We start from the raw sequence: 26,591 nt of genomic DNA on the forward strand, positions 1-26,591 counted from the left end.
CCTGGTGGATCTGTGTTCTCAGGCGGTGGGTGCAGTGCGGCGGGTGGCGAGGGAGCGGCCGCGGAACTCGGCGACGGGAGTGCCGTCATCCGCCACGACCGAGACGTCGTAGAGGCCGGTGCGTCCGCTCACGATCACGCGGCGAGCGGTCGCGGTCAGCGTCTGTCCTGCGCGGGTCGACGCCAGGAAGGTGATGTCGGCGCCTGCTGCGACCGTGACCGAGTCGTCCTCGTTGCACGCGATCGCGAAGGCCGTGTCGGCGAGGGCGAAGACCAGTCCGCCGTGAGTGATGGCGAAGCCGTTGGTCATGTCATCCCGAACGAGCATCGAGACCACGGCGAAGCCGGGTTCGTCGCGCTCGGCGACCATTCCCAGGGCGGCGGAGGCCTGATCACGCTCCATCATCGCCCGGGCCGGCGTCGTCGCATCCGTCATTCGTCACTCCTCATCGAGCAGGCCGTGTTGCCGACCACCGGAACCGACTATATACTAACTGAACGATCGGTTGGTAATGCCGGTCGCGAACGAGGAGTCGACGATGACCAGTCCCGCAGATCTCACCGCCATGGCGGCCGACCCTTCGAGCGCCCGCGCGGAGGAGCAGCAGTTCGCCGACCTCATCGCCGCCGACGGCCGCATCGAGCCGCGCGACTGGATGCCGGACGCCTACCGCAAGACGCTCGTGCGCCAGATCTCGCAGCACGCGCACTCGGAGATCATCGGCATGCAGCCGGAGGCCAACTGGATCTCCCGTGCGCCCAGCCTCAAGCGCAAGGCCATCCTGATGGCGAAGGTGCAGGATGAGGCCGGCCACGGTCTCTACCTCTACTCCGCCGCGCAGACGCTCGGCACCACCCGTGATTCGATGACCGAGGCGCTCATCGCCGGCAAGGCGCGCTACTCGTCGATCTTCAACTACCCGACGTCGACGTGGGCCGACATGGGAGCCATCGGATGGCTCGTCGACGGCGCCGCGATCTGCAACCAGGTGCCGCTGTGCCGTGCATCGTACGGACCCTACGGACGCGCGATGGTGCGCATCTGCAAGGAGGAGTCCTTCCACCAGCGCCAAGGCTTCGAGATCCTGCTCGAGCTCATGCGGGGCACCGACGCCCAGCGTGAGATGGCGCAGGATGCGGTGAATCGCTGGTACTGGCCGGCGCTGCAGATGTTCGGGCCGCCCGACGACCAGTCGCCGAACTCGGTGCAGTCGATGGCGTGGAACATCAAGCGCTTCAGCAACGACGAACTGCGCCAGCGCTTCGTCGGGATGCTCGTTCCCCAGGCCGAGGTGCTCGGCGTCACCCTGCCCGACCCGAACCTGCGCCTCGACGAGACGACCGGGCAGTACGAGATGAGCGAGATCGACTGGACCGAGTTCCACGAGGTGCTCGCGGGCCGAGGACCCATGAACGCCGAGCGGCTGAAGCGCCGCCGGGATGCCCATGACGAGGGCGCCTGGGTGCGCGAGGCTGCTGCCGCCTACGCCGCCAAGCAGGCCGCCCGCAGTGAACGAGAGGTCGCCTGATGCCCACCCCCGGTGAATCCGCCGCAGAACCCTGGCCCCTCTGGGAGGTGTTCGTGCGAGCCAACCGCGGCCTGAGCCACGTGCACGTGGGCTCGCTGCACGCGCCCGACTCCGAGATGGCCGTGCGCAACGCCCGTGACCTCTACACGCGCCGCAACGAGGGCGTGTCGATCTGGGTCGTGCCTGCCGCGGCGATCACGACGAGCGATCCGGATGCCAAGGGCGCCTGGTTCGAGAGCCCCGCCGGCAAGAACTACCGTCACGCCGTGTACTACACCGCGAGCGAAGGGGTGAAGCACCTGTGAACGCCTCTGCAGACCCAGTCGCCCCCGACACCGTCGACGAGTTCGACCACCACGGCGACGTCTCGGTCGATGCCCTGAAGCTACAGGCCGAGCTTACGGGCGAGCTCGGCGCCGTCGCGACGCGCGATGTCGCCGAGTACGCCCTGTGGCTCGGCGACGACGCCCTCATCCTTTCCCAGCAGCTCGGCTGGTGGATCTCGCGGGCACCCGAGCTCGAGGAGGACGTCGCGCTCGGCAACATCGCCCTCGACCTCATCGGACACGCACGGTCGCTCCTGCGCTACGCGGGCACCGCGGATGGCCGTACGGAAGACGAGCTCGCCTACTGGCGCACCGAGCCCGAGTTCCGCTGCGCCTGGCTGTTCCAGCAGCCGAATGGCGATTTCGCCCACACGATCGCCCGCCAGCTGGTGGCATCCGTCTATCTCTTCGAGCTGTATTCGCGGTTGCGGGCCTCGGCCGACCCGACCCTCGCCGCTATAGCGGAGAAGAGCGTCAAGGAGGTCGACTACCACCGCGACCACGCCATCCAGTGGGTGCTCCGGCTGGCCGGTGGCACCGAGGAATCACGCCGACGGATGCTCGTTGCCATCGCCGACATCTGGCCCTACGTCGACGAGCTCTTCGTCGATGAACCCGTCATCGACAGGCTCGAGGGCATCGCCGTGCGGCCCTCCACCCTGCGCCCGGCGTTCGATGACGTCATCGCCGGCGTCTTCGCCGAAGCCGAGCTCGCGGTGCCGACGGGCTTCGTCTCCTCCGGTGGCGGCCGCCGCGGACAGCACTTCTCCACGCTCGGCTACCTGCTCGCCGAGATGCAGGTGCTCGCCCGCCAGCACCCTGGAGCGTCATGGTGAGCCGGGCGTGGGAGATCGCGGCGACAGTCGCCGACCCCGAGATCCCCGTGCTCACGATCGAGGACCTGGGCATCCTGCGCGCCGTCGAGGAGGACGGCACGAAGGTGCGCGTGCGTATCACTCCGACGTACAGCGGATGCCCCGCGATGGACGCGATCCGCGACGACGTCACCGACGTGCTGCGTGACTCGGGCTATGAGGACGTGCGGGTGGAGCTCGTGCTGTCGCCTGCCTGGACCACGGATTGGATGAGCGAGAAGGGCAAGTCGAAGCTGCGCGACTACGGCATCACTCCGCCGAGCGGACTCGCGGCTGCTCGGCCGGCCGGACCCGTGCGGGTCGCGCTCGCCGTCAAGTGCCCGCGTTGCGACTCGCTCGACACCCGTGAACTCGCCCGATTCGGCTCCACCTCGTGCAAGGCGCTCTACGAGTGCCGCGCGTGCCTTGAGCCCTTCGACTACTTCAAGGTGCTCTGATGCCGGCGACCAACCTCGGCTCGACCGGACTGCGCCGAGCCCGCACCCGCGCACGGTTCCACGAGCTCCAGGTGTCCGAGGTGCGTCCACTGACCGCCGACAGCGTCGAGGTGACCTTCGCCGTGCCCGACGCGCTCGCTGGGGACTACGACTACGTTCCCGGCCAGCACGTCGCGCTCCGCGCGGAGATCGACGGGCACGAGGTGCGGCGCAGCTACTCGCTGTGCCGTCCGCCGGCGCGCGGCAGCATCAGCATCGCGATCAAGCGCGACCTGGGCGGTCGCTTCTCCAGCTGGGCGAACGACGAGCTCCACACAGGCGACCGCATGGACGTCATGAGTCCGCAGGGAACCTTCACGAGCGTTCTGACCGATCTCGACGGCGCCCACATCGTCGGCATCGCCGCAGGATCGGGGATCACCCCGCTGATGTCGCTCGCGCACACAGTGCTCGCGGCATCCGACACGGCCCGCTTCACCCTCGTCTACACGAACCGGTCGACGCTCGACGTGATGTTCCTCGAGGAGCTGGCCGACCTGAAGGACCGCTTCCCCGCGCGGCTCGCCCTGCACCACGTGCTGTCGCGGGAGCAGCGCACGTCGCCGTTGCTGTCGGGACGGATCGACGAGCCCAAGCTGCGCCGCATGCTCGAGGTGCTCATCCCACCGGCGACGGTGGACGAGTGGTTCCTGTGCGGCCCGTTCGAGCTCGTGCAACTCTGCCGCGACACCCTCGCCGACGTCGGCGTCGACCGAGACCACGTGAGGTTCGAGCTCTTCACCACGGGCGAGCCCGACCGGGTGGCCGGAGACACGGGGCGCCCCGTCGCGGTTCGCGCCGGCGAGGCGACAGTGCGCATCGACTTCACGCTCGACGGCCAGTCGGCCTCGGTCGAGAGCCCGGTCGACGCTCACGAGTCCATCCTGAACGCCGCCCTGCGCGTGCGTCCTGATGTGCCCTTCGCCTGTGCCGGTGGCGTCTGCGGAACCTGCCGCGCCCGCCTGATCGAGGGCACGGTGTCGATGACCGAGAACTACGCGCTCGAACCCGACGAGCTCGAGCGCGGCTACGTGCTCACCTGCCAGTCCCACCCCACGACCGAGCGCGTGCTCGTCGACTACGACGTCTAGGAGCCACCCATGATCGAGTTGAGCATCGTCGACGGTGTCGCCGAGGTGGCGCTGAACGCGCCGGAGCGGCTGAACGCCCTGGATCCGGCGGCGCTCGGCGAACTCCTGGAGGCCTACGTCGAGGCCGAGCGCGCTGGTGTCCGAGCGCTCGTGCTGCGCGGTGAGGGGCGCGCGTTCTGCGCCGGTCGCGACATCGCGAACGTCGACCCGGCCACCGATGACGTCCTCGCCTACCTCGGCGACCTGGTCACTCCGTTGCTCGAACGGATGAGCCGCTTCCCCGCGCCCACCTTCGCCAGCGCGCACGGCGCCTGCCTCGGAGTGGGCCTGGGCCTGCTCATCGCGACCGATGTCGTGTACGTGGCCCAGTCGGCGAAGATCGGCTCGCCGTTCGCGAACCTGGGCGCCACCCTCGACTCCGGAGGACACGCCCTCTTCTTCGAGCGCCTCGGCGCCCACAAGACGCTCGACCTCATCTACACGGGCCGGCTGATGAGCGGCACCGAGGCTGTGACGTCGGGGTTGTTCTCGCAGGTGCTGCCGGATGACGACGTGCTCGACGCGACTCGGGCCGCCGCGCGAGGAGCGGCATCCGGTGCCACCGCTGCCTTCGTCGAGAGCAAGAGCCTCATCGCAGCGCTGCGCGACGAACGCCTGGGCCTCTGGCGATCGATGGATGCCGAGAACCGCGCGCAGGCCGCGCTCTGCGCCACCGCCGACTACCGTGAGGGCTTCGCCGCATTCCGCGAGAAGCGCCGCCCGGTCTTCACCGGCCGCGGCTGAGCGCCTGAGTGCCGACGCGGGGGCCCTGCCCGGCGCCGGCCCGATCAGCGGGCCGTCGGTTCGGGTTTCCCACCGGCGGTCACTGCACGACGTGCTCGACGCCCTGACCGACGTCGATGACCACCCCCACGAACGACGGCACGACGTCGGCGACGGCATCCTGCAGTTCATCGATCGGGGGAACGGATCCGTCATCGGTCGTGACGTCGAGCGTCGCCGTGAAGCCGCTCCACTCGATGCCATAGGTGCGCGCGCCCTCCTCGGTCTCCAGCCACGTCTGCGTGGCCTCCTGGATCGCGACGGACCAGCGCGCCGTGGCGATCGAGGCGATCGAGTTCAGTGCGAGCGGGATGGTGATGATGGCCGCCAGCACTGTGACGACCGTGTACGCACGCCGACGGTTCGCGCTCGGTGACGAGCCGGGCTCGCGCGCATAGCCGGCCAGCGTGAAGACCACGCTGCCCGCTATGACGAGGGCGACGACATTCGAGAGGAAGAGGAGGAGCGCCCCGACGGCGTCCTCCCAGAGCCCCTGCCCGATGCAGACGCCGACGACGCCGAGGGGCGGCACCAGGGAGATCGCGATGGCGACGCCCGGCAGGACGGCGCTCAGGTCTTTCCGGCACATGGCGAAGCCGCCGGCCAGGCCGGTGGCGAGAGCCGCGATCAGGTCCATCAGGCTGGGAGACGTGCGCCCGACGACCTGGGAGTTGGCGGCGAGGCTCTCCGGCGTGGCGACGAAGATGGCGAATGCGAGCCCGAGTACCACCACGATCACGAGGCCGACGACGACCCAGGTGATCGATCGGATGACGAGCCCGAGGTGTCCCGTGACGATGCCGAGGCCGATGCCGAGGATCGGCGTGCCGAGCGGAGCGATGATCATCGCTCCGATGACCGTCGCCGTCGAGTCGGACAGGACACCGGCGATGGCGATGGTCCCGGCCAGGGTCAGCATGATCAGGAAGCCGCTGCGCTTGCTCGCGCTGTCGCCGACGTCGAGATCGAGGGCGTCGTTCAGGAACTCGACGGGCTGGCGCTTCGAGGGCGGGATGAGTGCGTCGACCAGCCGAGACATGGCAGCTCCTTCGAATGGCGATGCATTCATGCTGGCACGCTCAGGCCGTCGGCGCCGAGGTTCTCCTCCAGAGACGCCCCGGACCCATGACGATGGGGATCGGCGTGGGATTCCTCGCGCCGGCGGCACCCACCTCAGCTCGGGCGCCTGACCCCCGAAAGCACTCACCGGGTCGCCCACGTTCGTCGTCACCGCATCCGTTTCGACCTGCGGATGCGACGAACGTGGGCGACTCGGCGAAGGAAGAGTGAGGACCTCGACCGCAATGGAGCGGATGACGGGAATCGAACCCGCGCTATCAGCTTGGGAAGCTGAAGTTCTGCCATTGAACTACATCCGCGCAACGGCCGTGAAGCCGTGCGAGAAATACTAGCAAGCGCGCCGTTAGGCTGACGACGTGCTTCTCTCCGACCGTGACATCAAGGCCGATCTCGCCGCCGAACGCATCAGTCTCGAGCCCTACGACGAGGCGATGGTGCAGCCCTCGTCGATCGACGTGCGGCTCGATCGCTTCTTCAGGCTGTTCGACAACCACAAGTACCCCTTCATCGATCCGGCGGAGGACCAGCCCGAGCTCACCCACCTCATCGAGGTCGCCCCCGACGAGCCGTTCATCCTGCACCCCGGCGAGTTCGTGCTCGGGAGCACCTACGAGGCCGTCACCCTGCCCGACGACATCGCCGCCAGGCTCGAGGGCAAGTCGTCGCTCGGCCGGCTCGGCCTGCTCACCCACTCGACAGCCGGCTTCATCGACCCCGGATTCTCGGGTCACGTCACCCTCGAGCTCTCGAATGTGGCGACGCTGCCCATCAAGCTCTGGCCGGGCATGAAGATCGGCCAGATGTGCTTCTTCCGGCTCACCTCGCCGGCCGAGAAGCCCTACGGCTCGGCCGAGTACTCGTCGCGCTACCAGGGTCAGCGCGGCCCGACGGCATCCCGCTCGTTCCAGAACTTCCACCGGACCGATGTCTCGACGACGGATGCCGGTCGCCCCGGCGCCTAGCCCTCGCTCCTGAACTGTCCCGCCCGCCCCAACCTTTTCGGCGAGGTCGTCGTCTAGACAGGTAGAGGGAACTTGTCGTGAGGGGGAGGCATGGCCGAGAGGTCTGGTTGGGAGCAGGTCGTCACCGACCTGGTTGCTGAACGCGGCGTCAGCCTCACCCGCTATGCCTACCTGCTGTCAGGCAGCCGTGACGACGCCGCCGATCTCGTGCAGGACGCCCTGGTGCGCACCTTCGGGCGCCTGCGCAACGGCTTCACCGTCGAGAGCGCCGAGGCCTACGTGCGCCGCGCCATCCTCAACTCCTACCTCGACACCGGACGGCGCCGGTCGCGCTGGCTGTCGACCGCGCACCTGCATGTCACTCCGGAGGGACGCGAGTCGTCGTCCGGGGCGACGGATGCCCGCCTCGACCTGCACGCCGAGCTCGCGAAGCTCACGCCTCGCGAGCGAGCGTGCATCGTTCTGCGCTACTACGACGACCTCACGATCGAGGGTGTCGCGAAGGCCCTCGGAATCGCATCCGGAACCGTCAAGCGCTACCTCAGCGACGGCCTGGCCAAGATGGCGATCGCGCTCGCCGACGATGACGTTGCGCTCGAGGCGGCGCTCGCCCTGAAGGGATCCGATCATGTCGAGTGAAGACGAACTGCGCGCCCGACTGCACGACGATGCGGCCCGGTCGACCTACACCGACGCCGCGCACTCCATCGACGTCGCCCAGGTGATCAGCCGATCACGAGGACGCCGCAGGCCCCGGATGCTGCTCGCCGGCGGAGGCGCGACCCTCGCCGTGCTCGGACTCGCCGTGACCGCCGTCTTCGGACTGCCCGCGCTCGCCGATGTGTACACGACGCCCCCGCCCTACGCGGAGACGGCCACGCCGACGCCCGACCCGACGCCCGAGCCGACACCTGAGCCGACCGCCACGCCGTCGCCGACCACGTTCACCGTCGCGATCCCGGCCGATTGCTCGGCCATCTACACGAAGGACTGGACGCCGGAGATGAAGAACCTCGTGCTCAATCCGGACGGCACGAACGTGGGCCCGAACGACGTGCTGGGCACGACTGACGAGGAACTGCGGCCGATTCTCTCCGACTCGGTGAAACTCGCGTGCTACTGGATGGTTCCGCCCGAGATCCAGCACGGTGACCTGGGCGAGGTCCACACCAATGTCGCTTCAGTCTCAGCACAGCAATCGGACGCCGCGCTCGCGCGCATGGCGGAGGCGGGCTACTCCTGTTCTGCAGAGCTGGGTGGAACGAGCTGTGTCATTCAGCAGGAGACCACCGAGGGTGCCTACGGGGAATCGCAGTTCATCCGAGATGGGGTCTGGATCGCCACGAGCTGGGGCGTTCAGCTGCCGGATGGCTACACGGAAGACATCGTGGCGGCTCTCTTCGGCGCGTCGAGCGAGACCGGGCCGCCGGCATCCGACGTGACCATCCCGAGTGATTGCTCGGGCATCTACACCAAGGACTGGACGCCCGAGATGCGCGGCCACGCCCTCAATCCCGCGTGGGTGGACGGCCCGGACGGCCCGGGCATCTCTGGTTCGAACGACGACGAGCTCATGGCCGTGCTCACGGATACCACCGTGCTGTCCTGCTACTGGGTGAATGCGCGGGGACCGAGTGACAACGGACATGTGACGACCGACATCGCTGCGCTCACGGAGGAACAGTCTGCCGACGTCCTCGCGCGCATGAACGAACTCGGTTTCTCGTGTTACGCCGAGCATCTCGGCACGCGTTGCGTGATGGAGCAGCAGAGTACCGAGGGACCGTACGGGGAGTCGCATTTCCTCCGCGACGGAATCTGGTCCGCGACCGCGTGGTACAGCATCTCCCCCGACGGCTACACCGCCGACATCGAGAAGGCGCTCTTCGGCGAGTGAGCGTCTGACCCATCGGCGAGGTGACGCGAATCGACGCCCGCCCTCACGCCGCCATGAACGGCTGGTACTCGTAGCCCGACTCGTCGAGGATCGCCACCGTGGCCTCCGGCACTTCTATGAACGCCCCGGGAAGGTTGTTGAGCGGCTCTGAGACGACCACGCGCGCGCGGTCTCCGAACAGGTTCAGGCGCTCCGCATCCGGGTACAACTCGCGCAGGGCCGAGATCTCGGCGGAGTGGAACAGCGAGCGGGTCTGCCCCTGGCTCGAGTATCGGAAGGTCCAGAGCGTCCTCCCGTCCGACACGGCGAGCGTGCCCTGCATCGGGAACGTGACACCCTTCTCGCGGCCCACCGACTCCACCATGCGCACGGCCTTCGCCATCGCACCGATCGGGTCGTCCTGGAGCCCCAGGGTCAGCGCGAGGTGGAAGAGCACCTCCGAGTCGGTCGTCCCGTGGATGGCCGGGTAGAGCGACGGATCGACGGCGAACGTCAGGTCGCGCTTGTACTTGATGAAGTCGGAGAGGAAACCGTTGTGCATGAACATCCAGTTCTCGTGACGGAACGGATGGCAGTTGGTCTGCTGGATGGGCGGCCCGCCCGCGGCCCGCACGTGCGCGAAGAACAGGGGGCTCTCGACGGCCTGGGTGATCTCGCGCAGGTTCTCGTCGTGCCACGCCGGTTCGATGCTGTGGAACAGGGCCGGGATGCCGCGCGTGCGGTCGTCTCTCGGATACCAGCCGAATCCGAAGCCGTCTCCGTTCACTGTCTCGGCTCCGAGTGGGGAGTTGAGCGACTGCGCCACCAGCGAGTGCTGCGCGTCGAGGATCAAGGTGGACGGTTGGATCGGTTCGCCAGAATAGGCCAGCCAACGGCACATTGAGCCACCTCCGTAGCATCGTCATCGATGCTCGTGATGCTACTCGCGCAGCGCCAGTGCGTCACCCGACAGAACGAGACAGTTCGTCGTCGGCTCGCCAGTTGTGGTCGGGTCCGGAGCGCTCGCTCACCACATGTGGTCGCCCGGCGCCCGGCGGGCGGCTACAGGTGGCGACCGAGGCGCCCGAAACCGGCGCTGACGCCGTGCGCAACGGACACCTGTCTGTAACCGGGCCCCGGTATCGTCGGAGTATGAATTTCGCCACCACGTCAGCGTTCACGGCGGCACTCGTCGCCGATGGTCCGGCGCCCGAGAGCAGCGTGTACGCGCGCGGGTTCGGTTCGCTGGTGGGCTCGTGGGCCGTGACGGGGCGACGCCTCGATGAGGCATCCGGCGAGTGGACGCAACGCGAGTTCACCTGGATCGTCTCGTTCATCCTCGGTGGCCACGCCATCCAGGACGTCGAGGTCGTGCCCAGCGACGCCGATCCCGAGGTGATGGAGACCCTCGCCACGGGAGTGCGTGTCTACGATCCGGATGCCGGAGTGTGGCGGGTGAGCTTCTTCGCGCCGCAGACCGGCGACTTCTGCCACCTGGTCGCGAGCACGCATCGCGACGGCATCCGCCAGGACGGATCACAGACCGATGAGCGGCCGATCCGCTGGAACTTCAGCGCCATCACCGAGACCAGCTACGTCTGGGACGCGTGGGTGTCGAACGACGACGGACGCACCTGGGAGCTCACGGAGCACAACGAGGCCGTGCGCCTGAGCTAGACGCCGCTCGCGAGGGCGAGTGCGGTCCGCGCGCCAGCTCGATCAGGCGTCGTGGACGTACGAGGACAGTCGCGGACCCGGATGCACGACGGCGTTGACGATCGCCTCGATGGCGAACTCGCTCACGTCGGCGAGATCGACGGCGGTGGGATCGAGGAGCCACTGCAGCTGCAGCCCGTCCATCACGGCGAGGATCGATGCCGACGCCTGATCGATCCTGACGGAGTCGCGCACGTTCTCCTGTGCGCACAACTCGCGGAATGCCCCGTCGACGTCGTCGCGGAGCACGCGATAGCGCTTCTCGAAGTACTCGCGGGCGGCGTGGCCGTCGGTGACGGACTCGGCTGAGAGGACCGTGTAGGCCTGGACGATGCCGGGTCGCAGCGAGTTCCGCAATGCCGTCCCGACGAGGTGGAGGAACAGCGCTGGGCCCCCCGGGATGTGGCGCTCTGCCAGAGCGGCGACGTCGTCCCGATCGCGGAATTCGAGCACCTCAAGCAGTAGGCGCTGCTTGGATCCGAAGTGGTGCAGCACGCCTGCGTGAGTCATCCCGACCTCGTCGGCGATGTCACCGAGGGTTCCGTTCGTCGATCCCTTGGCGCCGAAGATGTCGAGCGCGGCGCGGAGGATCTCGGTGCGTCTGCGCTCCGTCTCAGGGCGCGCGTTGCTGGTGCTCATGACTCTCCGTCGGGCTCTGCTTGTGGAAATGAAATACTATCCAGTAATCTCTGTTCCACTTACTTACTAGCAAGTAAGTAGTCTGACCGGGTCAGCCGGTCCATCCCGCACAGAGGGGCACACTGATGTGTCCTACGAAGGAGAAGCAATGAGGCTCAAGAATCACCTGATCGTGGGGGGCGCGGTCATCGCGCTCAGCGCGCTCGCACTGACCGGATGCTCCGCACCGTCATCCAGCAGCAACACGGCGGCCGCCTCCGGCTCGCTCACGATCGCGAAGCCGGACGGCTCTGCCGTCCTCGCCACGCAGATCAACAACCCGTTCATCACCACCGGCTCGGGCATGTCCCTCGGCTACGACCGGATGATCTACGAACCGCTCGCCATGGTGAACCCCGTCGGCAAGAACGAGACGACCCCCTGGTTGGCATCGAAGGTGGAGTGGAACAGCGACTACACCCAGCTGACCGTCACTCCGCGTGAGGACGTCAAGTGGAACGACGGAAAGCCGTTCACCGCTGACGACATCGTGTTCACCTTCACCATGATCAAGAACACCCCCGCTCTGGACCTCGCCGGTCTGAAGCTCGCCGACATCAAGAAGGACGGCGACAACGTCGTCATGACCTTCAGCGAGTCGAAGTTCGTCAAGCAGGGCGATGTCCTGCAGACCACCATCGTGCCCGAGCACCTGTGGAAGGACATCAAGGACCCCGCCAAGGACCCGGTCAAGGACGCCGTTGGTACAGGCCCGTACACGGTCGACAGCTTCTCGTCGCAGGGCGTCGTGCTCAAGGCTCGCACCGACTACTGGGGCGGCGCCGTTCCTGTCGCAACGCTCAAGTACCTCGAGTACAACGACAACACCGGCCTGCTTCGCGCGCTGCAGAGCGGCGAGACCGACTGGGCACAGATCTTCATCACGGACTACCAGACGAACTACGTCGACAAGGACCCCGAGCACAACGTCTTCTGGGGCGCCAACATCCTCAGCCCGGACATGATCCTGGTCAACACGACGAAGGCTCCGTTCGACGACGTGGCATTCCGCAAGGCCGTGAACATGGTCATCGACCGCAAGGCCCACGCCGAGAAGGCCCGCAGCAACGCCGGCCCCGAACTGACGAGCGTCACGGGCATCCCCCAGCCGACGGGTGACCAGTACATCGCTCCCGAATACCAGGACGAGACCTTCTCGATCGACGTCGACGGTGCGAAGAAGATCCTCACCGACGCCGGCTACACGTGGGACGGCGACGCACTGGTCGATCCGTCCGGCGCGAAGGTGTCCTTCACGCTGCAGGATCCGCAGGGCTGGAACGACTACGTCACCGGCATCCAGCTGGTCGCGTCGCAGATCAAGACCGCTCTCGGTGCCGACGCCAAGGTCGCGACTCCGGACGCCAACACGTGGTTCGGAAACATCGCCTCCGGCAACTTCGACGCCGCGCTGCACTGGACTGGCTCGGGCTCGAACCCGTGGCACATCTACGACGACACGATGAACGGTGCTTACCTCGATCAGGAATCGGGTGGCCAGGTCGCCGACAACTTCGGGCGTTACGACAACCCGGAGGCGACGAAGCTGCTCCAGCAGTACGCCAGTGCATCGGATGATGCGACTCGCACGGATGCGCTCAACAAGATCCAGAAGATCTTCGTCGACGACGTGCCCGCCATCCCGATCGGTACCCACCCGACGTTGGGCGAGTACAACACCCGCTCGTTCACCGGTTGGCCCAGCGAGGACGACCAGTACGCGACAGCCGACCCGACGCAGCCGTCGGCCGTCCAGGTTCTGATGAGCCTGAAGCCCGTCAAGTAACCATCCAGCGCATCTGGGGTGGGTGGGGGATACCTTCCCCCTCCCACCCCAGACCGCGCGTGCTGTGAGTGAAGAAAGTGTTCCTCCCATGACAGAATCCCTCCTTTCCATACGCGACTTCTCAGTCGTGTATGACGTGGATCCGCCGGTCGCGGCGGTCAAGAACGTCACCATCGACATCAAGCGCGGCGAGATCGTCGGACTCGCCGGAGAGAGCGGGAGTGGGAAGACCACACTCGCGTACGGCGTGCAGCGCCTGCTCAAGCCGCCGGCGGTGATCACGAGCGGCAGCGTCGTCTTCCACGACGCCGACGGAGACGACATCGACATCAACACCCTCGACGCCGAGGCGATGCGTCGGTTCCGCTGGGACAAGATCTCGATGGTCTTCCAAGGGGCGATGAACGCCCTCAATCCGGTCATGACGATCGGCTCGCAGCTGGCCGACGTGTTCCTCGTGCACCGCCCTGAGATGAATCGCTCGGAGCGGCGTGCGGCCGTCATCGAGCTGCTCGAGATCGTCAAGGTCGGCGGACAGCGCATCCGCTCCTATCCTCACGAGCTCTCCGGTGGCATGCGCCAGCGCGTGATGATCGCCATGGCTCTCGCGCTGCGCCCTCAGCTGATGGTCATGGACGAGCCGACGACCGCGCTCGACGTGCTCGTGCAGCGCGAGATCCTCAAGCAGATCTCTCAGCTCCGCCATGAATTCGGGTTCTCGGTGATCTTCATCACCCACGACCTGCCGCTGCTGCTCGAGATCAGCGATCGCATCGCGATCATGCGCGAGGGCGAGATCGTCGAGATCGCCACCTCCGAGCAGATCTGGTCCGACCCCGAGCACGAGTACACCCGGAGCCTGCTCCGCTCGTTCCCACGCCTCACCGGCGAGAAGGGAGTGGTGGTCCGATGACCACTCTCGAGTTCAAGAACGTCACGAAGATCTACAACGTCCGCGGTTCCGGCCAGCTCAAGGCTCTCGACGACGTGAGCTTCACTCTGCGCTCGCACCAGACGATCGGCCTCGTCGGCCAGTCGGGCAGCGGCAAGTCCACGATCGCGAAGATCCTCACGCAGCTGGAGACTCCCACTCGCGGCGAGGTGCTGCTCGACGGCGCCCCCATTCCCCGGAGCGGCGCCGGCTTGCGCACGTACCGCCAGCAGCTCCGGATGGTGTTCCAGGACCCGTTCGCGTCCCTGAATCCCTCTCACTCCATCCGCCATCACATCGAGCGGCCGCTGCGGCTCGACAAGGTGGTTCCCCGTCAGGAGCTCGACGACGAAGTGCGCCGCCTGCTGCTGCGCGTCCGTCTGGATCCGGATTCCGTGATGGAGCGCCGTCCGCACGAACTGTCCGGCGGACAGCGACAGCGAGTGGCGATCGCGCGTGCACTGGCATCCCGTCCCGCACTGCTGGTGGCCGACGAACCTGTATCGATGCTCGACGTGTCGATTCGACTCGGAGTTCTGAACCTGCTCGCCGACCTCCAGCGCGAGGAGGGGCTCGGGGTGCTCTACATCACCCACGACCTCGCCACGGCCCGCCACTTCAGCGACGAGATCATGGTGCTCAATCAGGGCAAGGTCGTCGAGCGCGGAACGGCCGACGACGTCATCCTTCGCCCGCAAGACCCCTACACTCAGGAGCTGCGCGCGGCTTCACCCGACCCGGAGGACTTCTTCCGCAACCGGTCGGTACCGACTCTCGGAGGTGCGCGATGAGCGCCGACCTGTCAACCGGCCACCACGATCCCGAGACGGTCGCATCCACGGACGGCCAATCGCTCGTCACGTTGCCAGTCGACCAGCCACCAGCGGAAACGCTGCCGGTCGATCCCACGCTCGTCGGGACGACCGCCACGAAGGCGGAGCGCACCGGACATCGCCTGCCGTGGCGATTCCTCGGCGGCCGCGTGCTGTTCTATGCGTTCACCGCGTGGGCGGCCATCACCATCAACTTCTTCATCCCGCGGATGATGAAGGGCGATGCGGTGCAGGCCTATATGGCGCAGAGCCGAGGTCTGCTGCAGCCTGAGGCTGAGAAGGCACTGCGGATCCAGTTCGGCCTCGACAACTCGACGTCGCTGTGGGACCAGTACCTGCACTACTGGAACATGCTGTTGCACGGCGACCTCGGCGTCTCGATCTCGAGCGGCATGGCGCCGGTGGCCGACGTCATCGCCGCGGCCCTGCCCTGGACGCTCTGTCTCGTGGGGTTCGCGACCGTCATCTCGTTCGTCGTCGGCACCATCCTCGGGGCCATCGTCGGCTGGCGGCGCGGCGGGCGACTCGACCTGCTCGTCCCGGTCACGACCTTTCTGGGCACGGTGCCCTACTTCTGGCTCGGGCTGATCTTCATCGCGGTCTTCGCGTCCCTGCTCGGTTGGTTCCCGGCCGGACACGCGTATGAGCTCGGAGTGACACCGGGGTGGAACATCGAATTCATCGGCGACGTGATCTCCCACGCCGCACTGCCGGCGCTGACCATCGTGATCGCCTCGGTCGGCGGTTGGGTGCTCGGCATGCGCAACATGATGCTCACCGTCCTCGATGAGGACTACGTCACAGTGGCCCAGGCCAAGGGGATGCCGGACAAGCGGGTGCTCTGGCGTTACGCGGCGCGCAACGCGGTTCTGCCGCAGATCCAGAGCTTCGCCCTCGCCCTCGGCTTCATCGTCGGCGGCACGCTCGTGATGGAGATGGTGTTCTCCTACCCCGGCGTCGGACTGCTGCTGCTCAATGCGACCAACGCGAAGGACTATGCCCTGATGCAGGGGATCTTCCTCGTGCTGGTCCTGGCTGTACTGGCCGCCAACATCCTGGCGGACATCGCGTACGCCATCCTCGATCCCCGCGTACGCGAGACGGAGGCCTGAACATGAATGCTCCTGAAGAGAAGTCGTCGACGCTGGTTCGCCCAGCCGGCGCCGGCGCACCGGAAACCGCGAGCGTTCTCACGGCCAACCTGTCGACCGTCAAGAAGAAGACGTTCCGAAGTGAGCTGAAGACATCCCTGGCGATGTTCCGCAATCCGAAGTCGACCGCCGGACTGATCATCCTCGGAGTCTTCGTGCTCGTGGCGATCTTCGCGCCGTGGATCGCGCCGTACGACCCGACGACGCAGAACCTGGACGAGACCCTCCAGCCGCCGTCGCTCGATCATCTCCTCGGAACGACTCACATCGGCGAGGACATCTTCAGCCAGCTCGTGTACGGAACCCAGGGCGTGCTCGTCGTCGGGTTCCTCGCGACGATCATGGCGACGGTCATGGCGATCGTGGTGGGCGTGACCGCTGGCTACCTGCGCGGATGGAAGAGCGAATCCCTCTCGGCGCTGTCGAACGTGTTCCTCGTCCTGCCCGCGCTGCCGCTGATGATCATCATCGCGTCGCAGTTCCAGGACCCGCCCCTCGTGCTCATCGCGGCCGTGCTGGGACTCACCGGATGGGCCTGGGGTGCACGAGTCCTGCGCGCACAGACGATGTCGCTGCGCAACCGCGACTTCATCCAGGCCGCGCGCGCCAACGGCGAACCGCTCCACCGCATCATCCTGGTCGAGATGCTGCCGAACCTGCTGGCGATCATCGCATCGAGCTTCGTCGGTACGATGACGGCCGCGGTTCTCGGCCTCACCACCCTCGCGTTCATCGGCGTCATCCCGGTGTCGAACCTGAACTGGGGAACCATCCTGTTCTGGGCGCAGCAGAACAACGCGTTCCCGGACTACTGGTGGTGGTACGTGCCGGCCGGACTGTGCATCGCACTTCTCGGTGTGGCCCTCTCGCTGATCAACTTCGGCATCGATGAGTACGTCAACCCCCGTCTCCGCTCGGCCGGCGAGCGCGCTCGCGCCATGAAGAAGAAGGGCATGGACGTGAACGCCGCCGTCACCGAGGTACGCACGGACATCGTCGTTCCGGGTACGGACTCCGGCCGATCCGCGGTGAAGGGATCGAGCGCATGACCTCGACGCAGACCGTGAGCATCGAGCACACGCAGAAGGTCCTCCCCTACCTCGACCCATCGCTCACCACCGCGGAGCGGGTCTCCGACCTCCTCGGGCGCATGACCGTCGAGGAGAAGGTCGGGCAGATGCTCCAGCTCGACGCGCGCGACGACCTGGATGACATCGTCCTGCGTCGCCGCGCCGGTTCGATCCTGCACACCTCTCCGGAGCGGATCCTCGAGGCGAACCGGCTCTCCGCCGGAACCCGCCTGCGCATCCCCCTGCTCGTCGCCGAGGACTGCATCCACGGGCACTCGTTCTGGCCCGGCGCGACGATCTATCCGACGCAGCTCGGCATGGCCGCAGCGTGGGACGCGGACCTCATGGAGCGGGTCGCGAGAGCGACCGCGGAGGAGGTCGCTGCGACCGGCGTGCACTGGACGTTCTCGCCGGTGCTGTGCATCGCCCGGGACCTGCGCTGGGGTCGCGTCAACGAGACGTTCGGTGAGGATCCGTTCCTCATCGGCGAACTCGCGAGCGCCATGGTGCGCGGCTACCAGGGCGATGGACTGCAGGACCCGACCGCGATCCTCGCGACGGCCAAGCACTTCGCCGGATACTCGGAGACGCAGGGCGGGCGCGACGCGAGCGAAGCCGACATCTCGCGGCGCAAGCTGCGCAGCTGGTTCCTCCCGGCGTTCGAGCGGGTCGCACGCGAGGGATGCCGCAGCTTCATGCTCGGCTACCAGAGCATGGACGGCGTGCCGATCACCGTCAACGATTGGCTGTTGAACGACGTGCTGCGTGGCGAGTGGGGATACACCGGAACCCTGGTCACCGACTGGGACAACGTCGGCCGCATGGTCTGGGAGCAGAAGCTCCACGCGGACTATGCCCACGCCGCCGCCGCTGCCGTCAGGGCGGGCAACGACATGGTCATGGCCACGCCGAAGTTCTTCGAAGGCGCATTGGAAGCGGTCGCGCTTGGCCTGCTCGCCGAGGACGCCTTCGACGAAGCCGCGGCACGAATCCTGACCCTCAAGTTCGACCTCGGACTCTTCGAGGATCCGCGCCTTCCGGTCGATGGCCTCGACGACGTGGTCGGCAGCACCGAGCATGCGGAGCTGAACCTCGAGGTCGCACGTCGCTCGATCGTCCTGCTCGAGAACGACGGAACCCTGCCGCTCCCGGCCGAGGGTCCCGTGCGCGTGGCCGTGGTCGGCCCGCTCGCCGACGATGCGCAGACCCAGCTCGGCGACTGGGCCGGCGGATCCGGCCAGGCCGGCTGGCTGGACGGCCAGCCTCGCGAGATGATCACGACCGTGCTCGATGGATTCCGTCAGATCGACGGCTGGGAGATCCGTCACGCACGCGGAGCCGACATCCTCACGCTCGAGAACGACCCGCAGGGCACAGTGTTCCCGGACGGGCAGCCGCGGCCGCAGATCGTCGTGCCCTGTGCCCCCGATCAGGAGCTCATCGACGAGGCCATCGCGGCCGCCGAGAACTCGGATGTCGTGGTCGCCGTCGTCGGCGACCGCATCGAGCTCGTGGGCGAGGGTCGGTCGACGGCGACGCTCGAGCTGATCGGCGCGCAGATCGCGCTCCTCGACGCCATGATCGCGACCGGCAGGCCCGTCATCGTGGTGCTGCTCGCGTCGAAGCCGCTCGTGCTGCCGCCCTCGGTGGCGAGGGCCGCGGCCGTGATCTGGGCGGCGAATCCGGGCATGCTCGGCGGTCAGGCGATCGCCGAGATCATCGCCGGTCGGGTCGAGCCGTCAGGGCGGTTGCCGATCTCCTTCGCACGGCATGCCGGTCAGCAGCCGACGTACTACAACCAGATCCGTGGTCAGCACGGCGACCGCTACGCTGATCTCACCATGGCGCCCGCGTGGGCGTTCGGTGAGGGCCTCTCGTACACCACGGTGGAGTACACCGACCTGCTCCTGGCAGACGTGGAGCTCAGCACGGGCGACACCATCGTCGCGGAGGTGACGGTGACCAACACCGGCGAACGTCCGGTCCTGGAGACGGTGCAGGTGTACGTGCGCGACTGCGTCACGAGCGCCAGCTGGACCGACAAGGAGCTGAAGGGCTACAGCCAGGTGGACCTCGCTCCGGGTGCCTCGACACGGGTGCGCATCGAGCTGCCGGTTGCGGAGTGCACGATCGTGGACTCCGCCGGATGCCGCCTCGTGGAGCCAGGTGATTTCGAGCTGCTGGTCGGCGCATCCTCCGTCGAGGAGGCGCTGCTGGCTGCACGGTTCACCGTGCGAGCCGGGGACTGACGCAGGAGGGTCGGAACTCCAGGAGAACCGACTCGCGATTCGGCTGGAGCTTCGCGGCACAGGCTCCTCCCGCCCCGTGTTCCCCGAGCGTCGCCGTGCCTTGCCGAATGCTCCGGGCGCGGCCAGACTGTGGCCGAGCCCGGAGGACGGATGGCACGTACCCACGTGACCGGCGCGCCGCGGCCCTGGAGGCGTGATCATGAGCGAGGTGCGGGTGCCCACGAGCGTGCGTCTCCGTCGTGAGGCGTGGGCCTTCGCCATCGGCTCGCTCTTCTTCATGGTCGGGGCGGTCCCGTTCTACGCCGAGGCCGTCGGGTCCGTCGCCGACGGGCTCACCTTCTTCGTGGGGTCGCTGTTCTTCACAGCGGGCGGCTTCATCCAGCTGAGCCTGAGCGGTCGGCGCCCGCCGCGGCGCACGACCGCTGCGCCCGACCTGTTCGACTGGTGGGCGGCAGCCGTGCAGTTCCTCGGCACGCTGTTCTTCAACGTCAGCACGGCCGAGGCGCTCATCACGGCGATCAACAGCGAGACCCGCGTCTCGAGCGGCTGGCGGCCCGACGCCTACGGCTCGATCCTGTTCCTGGTCTCCAGCGTGCTCGCCGTGATGGCCACGACGGGTCGCGACAGGCTCTGGGACCCGCATGCCCGCACCTGGCGCTGCACCTGGCTCGGCATGGCCGGGTCGGTGCTGTTCGGACTCTCGGCCATCGGGGCCTACGTGATCCCGACGACCGACACCTTGGTCAGCCTGTTCTGGGCGAACGTCGGCACCTTCCTCGGCGCGGCCTGCTTCCTGGCGGCGGCGCTGCTGAGTCGTCGGGAAGCCGCATCCGCTCGCCCGGTGCGTGCTCAGCCGCTCAGTGCGTGAAGCTCGAGACCAGACCCTCCGTCGGCATGGGTGCCTCCAACGCGTCGAGGTAGGCGACAGCCTCGCGGATGTCGACCATCAGGCTCTCCGCGAGATTGCGGCTCAGGCCGTTGCGCACGACGATGCGCTGAACGACCATGTCGGTGAGGTCGTCGGGCATCGGATAGGCGGGAATCAGCCAGCCCTTCAGCCTGAGTCGCTCGGACAGGTGATAGAGGTTCCACTTGTCGGTGTAGCCGGCTCGAAGCTGCCACGCGAAGACGGGGATGTCGGTTCCGTCGTTCCAGAGGACGAAGGCGGGCATCTCGGCGATGGCCTGCGCCAGGTAGACGGCGACGTCCTGCGATGCCTTCTGCACCTTGTAGTAGCCGTCCCATCCGAGCCGCAGGAACAGGTAGTACTGCAGCAGCACCTGTGAACCCGGCCGGGAGAAATTGAGGGCGAAGCTCGGCATGTGGCCGCCGAGGTAGGTCACGTCGAAGACGAGCTCCTTCGGCAGGTCGTCGACCGTGCGCCACACCACCCAGCCGAGCCCGGGGTAGACCAGGCCGTACTTGTGGGCCGAGGTGCTGATGGAGGCCACTCGCTCGAGGCGGAAGTCCCACACCAGGTCAGGCTGCAGGAACGGCGCGATCATGCCGCCGGATGCCCCGTCGACGTGGATCGGGACGTCGAGGCCGGTCTCCTCCTGGATGCGGTCGAGCGCGGCGGCGATCTCGGCCACGGGCTCGTACATGCCGGTGTAGGTGACGCCCATGATCGCGACGACACCGATGGTGTTCTCGTCGACGTACTTGTCGAGGTCGTGGCCGTCCAGAACCTTGTGCTCGTCGCTGATGGGCACGTAGCGTGCCTCGACGTCCCAGTAGTTGCAGAACTTCTCCCAGCACACCTGCACGGCGCTGGAGAGGATGAGGTTGGGCTTCTCGGTCGACTTCCCGGCCGCGCGGCGAGCGATCTGCCAGCGGCGCTTGAGTGCCAGGCCGCCGAGCATGCAGGCCTCCGACGATCCGATGGTCGAGGTGCCGATGGCTCCGTCGACGTCGGGCGCGTTCCACAGACGGGCGATCATCTTCCAGCAGCGCGTCTCGATCGCCGCGGTCTGCGGATACTCGTCCTTGTCGACCATGTTCTTGTCGGCGGACTCGGCGTAGATCTTCTGTGCGTAGGGGTCCATCCACGTGCCCACGAAGGTCGCGAGGTTGAGGCGCGAGTTGCCGTCGAGCATGGCCTCGTCGTGCACCACCTGGTACGCGGTCTCGGGGAGTGACTCACCGGGTGGGATGGCGTCGAGCAGGAAGTCCGTCGCCTCGCCGACACGGGCGAACAGCGGGTTGAGCTGGTTCTGGCCCGAGGTGCCGACGAAGGCATGGGGCGGTTCGGCTGTGGTGACCTTGGCGGCCTTCGACGTCTTCGTTCCGGCTCTAGTCATGTGCAGTGCCCTTCGATCGCGCCGATGCCCGACCGACGTCGGTTTCAGTGTGGTCGCGCGTCGGAGCCGCCGTCAAGGTCGCGGCGCGAGGATCACCCGATCTGGTCCTGCCTGGCCTTCACCGGGATGAGCAGGAGCAGGCCGACCAGGAGCACCAGCACGATTCCCAGGATGCCCCAGTACTGCGCACCGCCGATCGTCACGAACAGGGCGAAAGCGGTGGGGGCGAGGAACGTCGCCGCACGTCCTGTCGTCGCGTAGAGGCCGAACACCTCGCCTTCCCTGCCCGCGGGGATGAGGCGGGAGAGGAACGTGCGGCTGGCCGACTGGGCCGGCCCGACGAACAGGCACAGCATGAGGCCGAAGACCCAGAACACGACTGTTCCGCCGTCGTGGAGCAGGAACACCAGCGAGCCTGAGATCACCAGGCCGATGAGCGCCGTGACGATGACGGGCTTCGCTCCGAGGCGGTCGTCGAGGTAGCCGACACTGATGGTCGACACGCCGGCGACCACGTTCGCGGCGATCGCGAAGATGATGACGTCGCCGGGGGAGAAGCCGAAGGTGCCGGCCGCGAGCACGCCGCCGAAGGTGAAGACGCCGGTGAGCCCATCACGGAAGACGGCGCTCGCGAGCAGGAAGTGCACTGTCGGGCGGCTGGTCTTCCACAGCCGCGCGATGTCCCTGCCGAGCACGGCGTACGACTTCAGGAAGCCGATGCGCTCATGCTTGGCGGCATCCGTCACCGGAAGCTCGGGAACCGCGAACAGCACGGGTAGGGCGAAGACGGCGAACCAGAGCGCTGCGATGACCATCGAGACGCGGACGGCCAGGCCGTCGTCGCCCGTCACGCCGAACAGCCCGACCTCAGGCTTGATGAAGCCGAAGTAGACGATGAGCAGCAGCACGATCCCGCCGATGTAGCCCATGCCCCAACCGAATCCGCTCACCCGGCCGACGGTCTTCGGAGTGGAGATCTGGGCGAGCATCGCGTTGTAGTTGACGCCGGCGATCTCGAAGAACACCGTGCCGACGGCCAGCAGGATGAGCCCGAGGAGGAGGTAGTCGGGGCTCGGCTGCACGAGGAACATGAGAGCGAGGCATGCGACGACGACGGCCGTGTTCACCGCCAGCCAGAGCTTGCGCCGGCCGGAGGTGTCGGATCGCTGACCCGTCACCGGGGCGATGAGCAACACGACGATACCGGCCAGGCCGAGAGCCCAGCCCAATTGGGCCGACACCGCCGCCTCCTCGCCGAACGACTTCCCGGTGAGGTACACGGTGAAGACGAAGGTGGTGGCGACGGCGTTGAACGCGGCCGATCCCCAGTCCCACAGGCCCCAGGCGAGGATCTGCCCTCGAGTGGTCGTCGGATCGGCAACGGTGCTGGTCATGCGCTCAGGCTAGTGCCGTCTCGTGAACATCCGGGTGCGCGGCACCCGGCGGCATCCGCGGGATTTGGCACCCGATCGGGGGACGTGTGAGACTGTCCACACCGAACACCCGAAGGATGCTCATGAAGGCACGACTGTGGCGTCGCATCGCTGCGGTCGCCGGATCCCTCCTCCTCGTCGCCGGCGTCGGCGTGCTCGGCCAGACGGCTGCCCAGGCGGATCCGGCCTTCACCTATCAGACGGTGTCATCCGGCCGCTATCCCATCGACCTCGCCCTCAGCGCAGACGGACAGGACCTGTTCGTCATCTCGCGGGGCGACGGCGGGATCGCCGACCTGCGCGTGTACGACACAGCGACGATGGCAGAGACCAACGTCATCCCCTTCGGAGATGCCTCCGCGTTCAATCCCACCGCCATCACCGTCAGCGGTGACGGCTCGCAGGTGTGGGTGTCCTTCTACAGCCCGGGCGAGGTGTGGGTCTATCCGACCGCCGCGCTCACTGGGGCGGTGCCGACGGCACCGACCGTGCTCTCCGGCGGCGGCGGCTTCGTCGGACTCGCCGCTGATCCGACAGGTCGATTCGTCTACGCGGCGACCCTGTTCAATCCCCAGTACCAGTTCGACACCGCGAACCTCGCGGCATCACCGCGCACCGTCAACCTGCCGTCATCGGGATCGCGGGGCGTTGCAACCCGGAGCGACGGGTCACAGGTGTACTTCACCGCGAACGCTCCAGCCCCGGCCGGTGGAGTGTTCGGTGTCGCCGTCGCGTCGGATGGGAGCCTCGCCCCGGATGCGGCGGTCATCCCGACCGGCGACCTTCCGTGGGGCCTCTCCTACAGTGCGGCACAGGACCGGGTGGTGAGCAGCAACTCCGGGACACCCACCTCGGTGAGCGGATTCACCCCGGGCGATCCGGCATCCGTCGTCACGGCGGAGGTGCCATGCGGGCCCCGGCTCGTCGACACCTCACCGGCCGGCAACCGCGTGTACGTGGCGTGCCTGACCGGCGGGATCGTCACCTACGACTACCAGACCGGCGCGCTCGCGCAGGTGCAGGCCGGCGACAACGTGGAGTCCGTGAAGACCTACGGCCAGCCCGGAGGTGACGCTGACAAGGTGTACGCGACGAGTGGCGGTTCCGACGAGGTGCTGGTCTTCACCAAGCCCACGATCGATCCGATCCCCGCCCAGAGCGTGGTCGTCGGCACGGCCGCGACCTTCACGGCGACGATCAACGACTTCTGGCAGACGCTGCAGTGGCAGCAGAGCAGCGACGGCGGCGCTACCTGGTCTGACGTCGACGGTGCCACGAGTGAGTCCCTCACAGTCGACGGTGTGGAGTCCGCATCGGGAACCCTCTACCGGATCGTCGCGATCAGCGATCTCTTCGATGACGTCGTCGGTGCTCCGACGACGCTGACCGTGACGGTCCCGCCGACGCCGACGCCGACGCCGACTCCCACTCCGACGATCACACCCACGCCTACTCCGACGCCGACGGCCTCGCCCACCGCGACCGCGAGCCCCGCGCCGACCGGTGCGCAGACACCCCCCTCTGATCCCGCGTTGGCGGCGACCGGCGTCGAGATCGGTTGGGTGGTCATCGGCGGGCTCGCGATCCTCCTCGCCGGAGCCGTGGTCCTGATCGTCGCCCGGAACCGTCGTTCCCGCTGAACGTCACCAGAGTTCGGCCACGAGAGCGGCGAAGAACGACTCGGCGTCGCGCTCGAGGCCGCGCCTGGTGAACCAGGTGCACACGTTGACGACGTCGCGGTGCAGGAAGTCGAGCCCTCCGGGATTCGCGGCGAGGTCCACGAGCTGCGGCAGGTCAATGACCACGACCCGCTCGTCGTGCACGAGCAGGTTGTAAGCCGAGAGGTCGCCGTGCGCGACTCCCGCACGGGCGAACGAGCGCATGATCTCGAAGGTCTGGTCGAACAACGGCTCGAGCTGGGCGCGAGGTGCCCGCAGTTGCGCGAGCCGGGGTGCGGCCGTGCGCCCGTCGCCGATGAACTCCATGAGCACCTCGGTGGAGTTCACCTGCACGGGATACGGAACCGGCACGCCGGCATCGAACGCCCGGCAGAGCGCCTCGAACTCGGCGAAGGCCCAGCGCCCTGACGCCACGCCCCGGCCGTAGGACGATCCCCGGGCGATGGCGCGGGTGTCGCGGGTGTTCCGCATCCGTCGGCCCTCCTGGTACTGGGCCGAGCGGTGGAAGTCGCTGACCTCGAGGCCGCGGTAGCGCTTGGCGGCCAGCAGGCAGCTCGGCCCGGGTCGGCCGCTGCCGTCGTCGGGGATGCCGCGCTCGATGAGGAAGACGTCGCCCTCCTTGCCCGTCTTCACTATGCCGAGTTCGGTGTCGAAGGCGGCGGCGCTGGTGACGAGCCAGGCCGGGTGCGGGAGCGGGCCGCGCTCGGTCGGGGTGACCGCGGGCCAGGTCGACCAGCGCTGGTCCTCCCCCGGTTCGGCCAGGGAGAAGGTGCCGACGGAATCGACCGAGCCGATGGAGACGGAGCCGGAGCCGTCGGCGCCGGGTTCGTCGAGAGGCGCCTCGACGGGAGCGTCGAGCCGAGGGTTGAGAGGGATGTCGAAAGTGGTGCCGAAACTGGTGTCGAAAGACAAGGTGATGTTCTCCGGATGAGAGGGAGGCCATCGGATGCCTGCGCCGCGTGTGGGCGGGCGGGTGTTAGCGGATGACCTCGAGGAAGGAGGAGTGAGCAGGTGTCACTGAGAAGACGGCCATGCGGTATCACTCCCTTCGATCTCCGGTGGAACGGATGCGCGAGCGCGCGCGCCCAGCCTATGCCCGCGCGCGGGCAGGGGGCAACGCTATTGCAACTCCACGACCGAGGCGAGGATGTCGGCGTAGCTCGCGAAGTGCAGCACGCCGTCGTGGATGACGACGGTGGGCCGGTAGTTGCCGTCGTAGTCGGCCGGGGCGAGCATGGCGCCGTCCACGGGGTCGTTGCTCACCGTGAATCCTGCGGCCGTGAGCTTGGACTCCCACGCGGCCTGCGCCGCGGCGTCGACGGGCAACCTCGCATACCAGACGGCGATGTCGCTCGAGGGTTTCGTCCACCGGCATCCGGCGGCACCGGCTTCCAGCATGTCGGCCATGGTCTGCCCGAGGGCCGAGGTGTCGTCGAGGGTGAGCCCATCGGCCGCGAGCGAGGCGTTCTCCTCCTCGGTGAAGACCGACTCGCATCCGACGATGGGGGTCTCCGGCGTGTGCGTCGCCTCGTCACGGGGCGCAACGGCTGTCGAGGTCGGGCCGGGGCTCGCGTCGGGGCTGGTGTCGGTGTCGGCATCGGTTCCGGACGACTGAGAGGTGGTCGGCGCCGGGCTCCCCGCCCCTGCGCACCCGGCGAGCAGCGTTGCGAGCGCGACCCCTCCGGCGATCAGCGCGCCTCGGACCATCCGATGTCTTCTCGTCAACAGC

At 67.5% G+C, this 26,591-nt stretch carries 26 protein-coding genes and 1 tRNA gene; 18 read left to right on the forward strand and 9 right to left on the reverse strand.

Annotated features, from left to right (window positions below):
* Positions 1-18 precede the first annotated feature (18 nt).
* Positions 19-435 (reverse strand): hydroxyphenylacetyl-CoA thioesterase PaaI, encoded by a 417-nt coding sequence (gene paaI / locus ASF30_RS19980; protein ID WP_082468169.1) that lies wholly within the window; start codon positions 433-435, stop codon positions 19-21.
* 130 nt (positions 436-565) lie between these two features.
* Between paaI and paaA the strand changes: the two genes are divergently transcribed.
* From paaA to ASF30_RS20010, 6 genes are read left to right on the forward strand one after another with little or no spacing between them, the layout of a single operon-like run.
* Complete coding sequence (gene paaA / locus ASF30_RS19985; protein ID WP_235480429.1) at positions 566-1,528, forward strand: 1,2-phenylacetyl-CoA epoxidase subunit PaaA; 963 nt, start codon at positions 566-568, stop codon at positions 1,526-1,528.
* A complete protein-coding gene (gene paaB, locus ASF30_RS19990) occupies positions 1,528-1,833 on the forward strand; it encodes a 1,2-phenylacetyl-CoA epoxidase subunit PaaB (RefSeq protein WP_055910885.1) in 306 nt (101 codons plus the stop codon). The genes paaA and paaB overlap by 1 nt, the downstream gene beginning before the upstream one ends.
* Positions 1,830-2,690, forward strand: a complete 861-nt coding sequence (paaC, locus tag ASF30_RS19995; protein ID WP_055910886.1) for a 1,2-phenylacetyl-CoA epoxidase subunit PaaC — start codon at positions 1,830-1,832, stop codon at positions 2,688-2,690. The genes paaB and paaC overlap by 4 nt, the downstream gene beginning before the upstream one ends.
* A complete protein-coding gene (gene paaD / locus ASF30_RS20000; RefSeq protein WP_055910888.1) occupies positions 2,684-3,166 on the forward strand; it encodes a 1,2-phenylacetyl-CoA epoxidase subunit PaaD in 483 nt (160 codons plus the stop codon). The genes paaC and paaD overlap by 7 nt, the downstream gene beginning before the upstream one ends.
* Positions 3,166-4,296 (forward strand): 1,2-phenylacetyl-CoA epoxidase subunit PaaE, encoded by a 1,131-nt coding sequence (paaE, locus tag ASF30_RS20005; RefSeq protein ID WP_055910890.1) that lies wholly within the window; start codon positions 3,166-3,168, stop codon positions 4,294-4,296. The genes paaD and paaE overlap by 1 nt, the downstream gene beginning before the upstream one ends.
* 9 nt (positions 4,297-4,305) lie before the next feature.
* Entirely contained in the window at positions 4,306-5,079 is a 774-nt protein-coding gene (locus ASF30_RS20010; protein WP_055910892.1) for an enoyl-CoA hydratase/isomerase family protein, read from the forward strand.
* 79 nt (positions 5,080-5,158) lie between these two features.
* Here the strand turns inward: ASF30_RS20010 and ASF30_RS20015 are convergent, their stop codons facing one another.
* Positions 5,159-6,157, reverse strand: coding sequence for a TIGR00341 family protein (locus ASF30_RS20015; protein WP_055910894.1), 999 nt, complete (start codon positions 6,155-6,157; stop codon positions 5,159-5,161).
* A 266-nt stretch (positions 6,158-6,423) separates the two neighbouring features.
* Positions 6,424-6,497 (reverse strand) — tRNA-Gly (locus ASF30_RS20020).
* A gap of 57 nt (positions 6,498-6,554) precedes the next feature.
* Between ASF30_RS20020 and dcd the strand changes: the two genes are divergently transcribed.
* The 3 genes from dcd to ASF30_RS23245 all read left to right on the forward strand — a co-directional run bounded on the left by dcd (position 6,555) and on the right by ASF30_RS23245 (position 9,057).
* On the forward strand, positions 6,555-7,160 hold the full coding sequence (gene dcd, locus ASF30_RS20025) for a dCTP deaminase (protein ID WP_055910896.1): 606 nt from the start codon (positions 6,555-6,557) through the stop codon (positions 7,158-7,160).
* 90 nt (positions 7,161-7,250) lie between these two features.
* Positions 7,251-7,799: a sigma-70 family RNA polymerase sigma factor gene (locus ASF30_RS20030; RefSeq protein ID WP_055910898.1), complete on the forward strand. Its 549-nt coding sequence runs from the start codon at positions 7,251-7,253 to the stop codon at positions 7,797-7,799.
* On the forward strand, positions 7,789-9,057 hold the full coding sequence (locus ASF30_RS23245; protein WP_055910899.1) for a hypothetical protein: 1,269 nt from the start codon (positions 7,789-7,791) through the stop codon (positions 9,055-9,057). The genes ASF30_RS20030 and ASF30_RS23245 overlap by 11 nt, the downstream gene beginning before the upstream one ends.
* 43 nt (positions 9,058-9,100) lie before the next feature.
* Here the strand turns inward: ASF30_RS23245 and ASF30_RS20040 are convergent, their stop codons facing one another.
* Positions 9,101-9,937 (reverse strand): class II glutamine amidotransferase, encoded by an 837-nt coding sequence (locus tag ASF30_RS20040; RefSeq protein WP_055910902.1) that lies wholly within the window; start codon positions 9,935-9,937, stop codon positions 9,101-9,103.
* A 251-nt stretch (positions 9,938-10,188) separates the two neighbouring features.
* Between ASF30_RS20040 and ASF30_RS20045 the strand changes: the two genes are divergently transcribed.
* Positions 10,189-10,713, forward strand: a complete 525-nt coding sequence (locus ASF30_RS20045) for a hypothetical protein (protein ID WP_055910905.1) — start codon at positions 10,189-10,191, stop codon at positions 10,711-10,713.
* A 42-nt stretch (positions 10,714-10,755) separates the two neighbouring features.
* On the opposite strand, the gene ASF30_RS20050 is transcribed toward ASF30_RS20045, so the two are convergent.
* A complete protein-coding gene (locus tag ASF30_RS20050; RefSeq protein WP_055910907.1) occupies positions 10,756-11,391 on the reverse strand; it encodes a TetR/AcrR family transcriptional regulator in 636 nt (211 codons plus the stop codon).
* A gap of 148 nt (positions 11,392-11,539) precedes the next feature.
* On the opposite strand from ASF30_RS20050, the gene ASF30_RS20055 reads away from it, so the two are divergent.
* From ASF30_RS20055 to ASF30_RS20085, 7 genes are all read left to right on the forward strand, one after another.
* Entirely contained in the window at positions 11,540-13,216 is a 1,677-nt protein-coding gene (locus ASF30_RS20055) for an ABC transporter substrate-binding protein (protein ID WP_055910909.1), read from the forward strand.
* Positions 13,217-13,304: 88 nt separating this feature from the next.
* The gene (locus ASF30_RS20060) at positions 13,305-14,129 is read left to right on the forward strand and encodes an ABC transporter ATP-binding protein (RefSeq protein WP_055910911.1); all 825 of its coding nucleotides are present in this window, start codon (positions 13,305-13,307) and stop codon (positions 14,127-14,129) included.
* The gene (locus tag ASF30_RS20065; RefSeq protein WP_055910913.1) at positions 14,126-14,938 is read left to right on the forward strand and encodes an ABC transporter ATP-binding protein; all 813 of its coding nucleotides are present in this window, start codon (positions 14,126-14,128) and stop codon (positions 14,936-14,938) included. Before ASF30_RS20060 ends, ASF30_RS20065 begins: the two co-directional genes overlap by 4 nt.
* Positions 14,935-16,092 (forward strand): ABC transporter permease, encoded by a 1,158-nt coding sequence (locus ASF30_RS20070; protein ID WP_082468170.1) that lies wholly within the window; start codon positions 14,935-14,937, stop codon positions 16,090-16,092. The genes ASF30_RS20065 and ASF30_RS20070 overlap by 4 nt, the downstream gene beginning before the upstream one ends.
* A 2-nt stretch (positions 16,093-16,094) precedes the next feature.
* The gene (locus ASF30_RS20075) at positions 16,095-17,180 is read left to right on the forward strand and encodes an ABC transporter permease (RefSeq protein ID WP_082468171.1); all 1,086 of its coding nucleotides are present in this window, start codon (positions 16,095-16,097) and stop codon (positions 17,178-17,180) included.
* Entirely contained in the window at positions 17,177-19,450 is a 2,274-nt protein-coding gene (locus tag ASF30_RS20080) for a glycoside hydrolase family 3 N-terminal domain-containing protein (RefSeq protein ID WP_055910915.1), read from the forward strand. Before ASF30_RS20075 ends, ASF30_RS20080 begins: the two co-directional genes overlap by 4 nt.
* A gap of 199 nt (positions 19,451-19,649) precedes the next feature.
* On the forward strand, positions 19,650-20,318 hold the full coding sequence (locus tag ASF30_RS20085) for a hypothetical protein (RefSeq protein ID WP_055911111.1): 669 nt from the start codon (positions 19,650-19,652) through the stop codon (positions 20,316-20,318).
* Here the strand turns inward: ASF30_RS20085 and ASF30_RS20090 are convergent.
* Together ASF30_RS20090 and ASF30_RS20095 are read right to left on the reverse strand one after the other, a co-directional pair.
* Positions 20,308-21,750: a glutamate decarboxylase gene (locus tag ASF30_RS20090; protein ID WP_082468172.1), complete on the reverse strand. Its 1,443-nt coding sequence runs from the start codon at positions 21,748-21,750 to the stop codon at positions 20,308-20,310. The genes ASF30_RS20085 and ASF30_RS20090 overlap by 11 nt on opposite strands.
* Before the next feature lie 92 nt (positions 21,751-21,842).
* Positions 21,843-23,144, reverse strand: coding sequence for an MFS transporter (locus ASF30_RS20095; protein WP_055910917.1), 1,302 nt, complete (start codon positions 23,142-23,144; stop codon positions 21,843-21,845).
* 122 nt (positions 23,145-23,266) lie between these two features.
* Between ASF30_RS20095 and ASF30_RS22915 the strand changes: the two genes are divergently transcribed.
* Positions 23,267-24,823: a YncE family protein gene (locus tag ASF30_RS22915; RefSeq protein ID WP_157497545.1), complete on the forward strand. Its 1,557-nt coding sequence runs from the start codon at positions 23,267-23,269 to the stop codon at positions 24,821-24,823.
* Between the two features lie 3 nt (positions 24,824-24,826).
* Here the strand turns inward: ASF30_RS22915 and ASF30_RS20105 are convergent, their stop codons facing one another.
* Both ASF30_RS20105 and ASF30_RS20110 read right to left on the reverse strand, forming a co-directional pair.
* Positions 24,827-25,774: a serine protein kinase RIO gene (locus ASF30_RS20105; protein WP_235480418.1), complete on the reverse strand. Its 948-nt coding sequence runs from the start codon at positions 25,772-25,774 to the stop codon at positions 24,827-24,829.
* Positions 25,775-25,981: 207 nt separating this feature from the next.
* Positions 25,982-26,569, reverse strand: a complete 588-nt coding sequence (locus tag ASF30_RS20110) for a hypothetical protein (protein WP_055910921.1) — start codon at positions 26,567-26,569, stop codon at positions 25,982-25,984.
* Between the last annotated feature and the right edge of the window lie 22 nt (positions 26,570-26,591).

It is taken from the genome of Leifsonia sp. Leaf264 (assembly GCF_001422325.1).
Lineage (GTDB): Bacteria > Actinomycetota > Actinomycetes > Actinomycetales > Microbacteriaceae > Orlajensenia.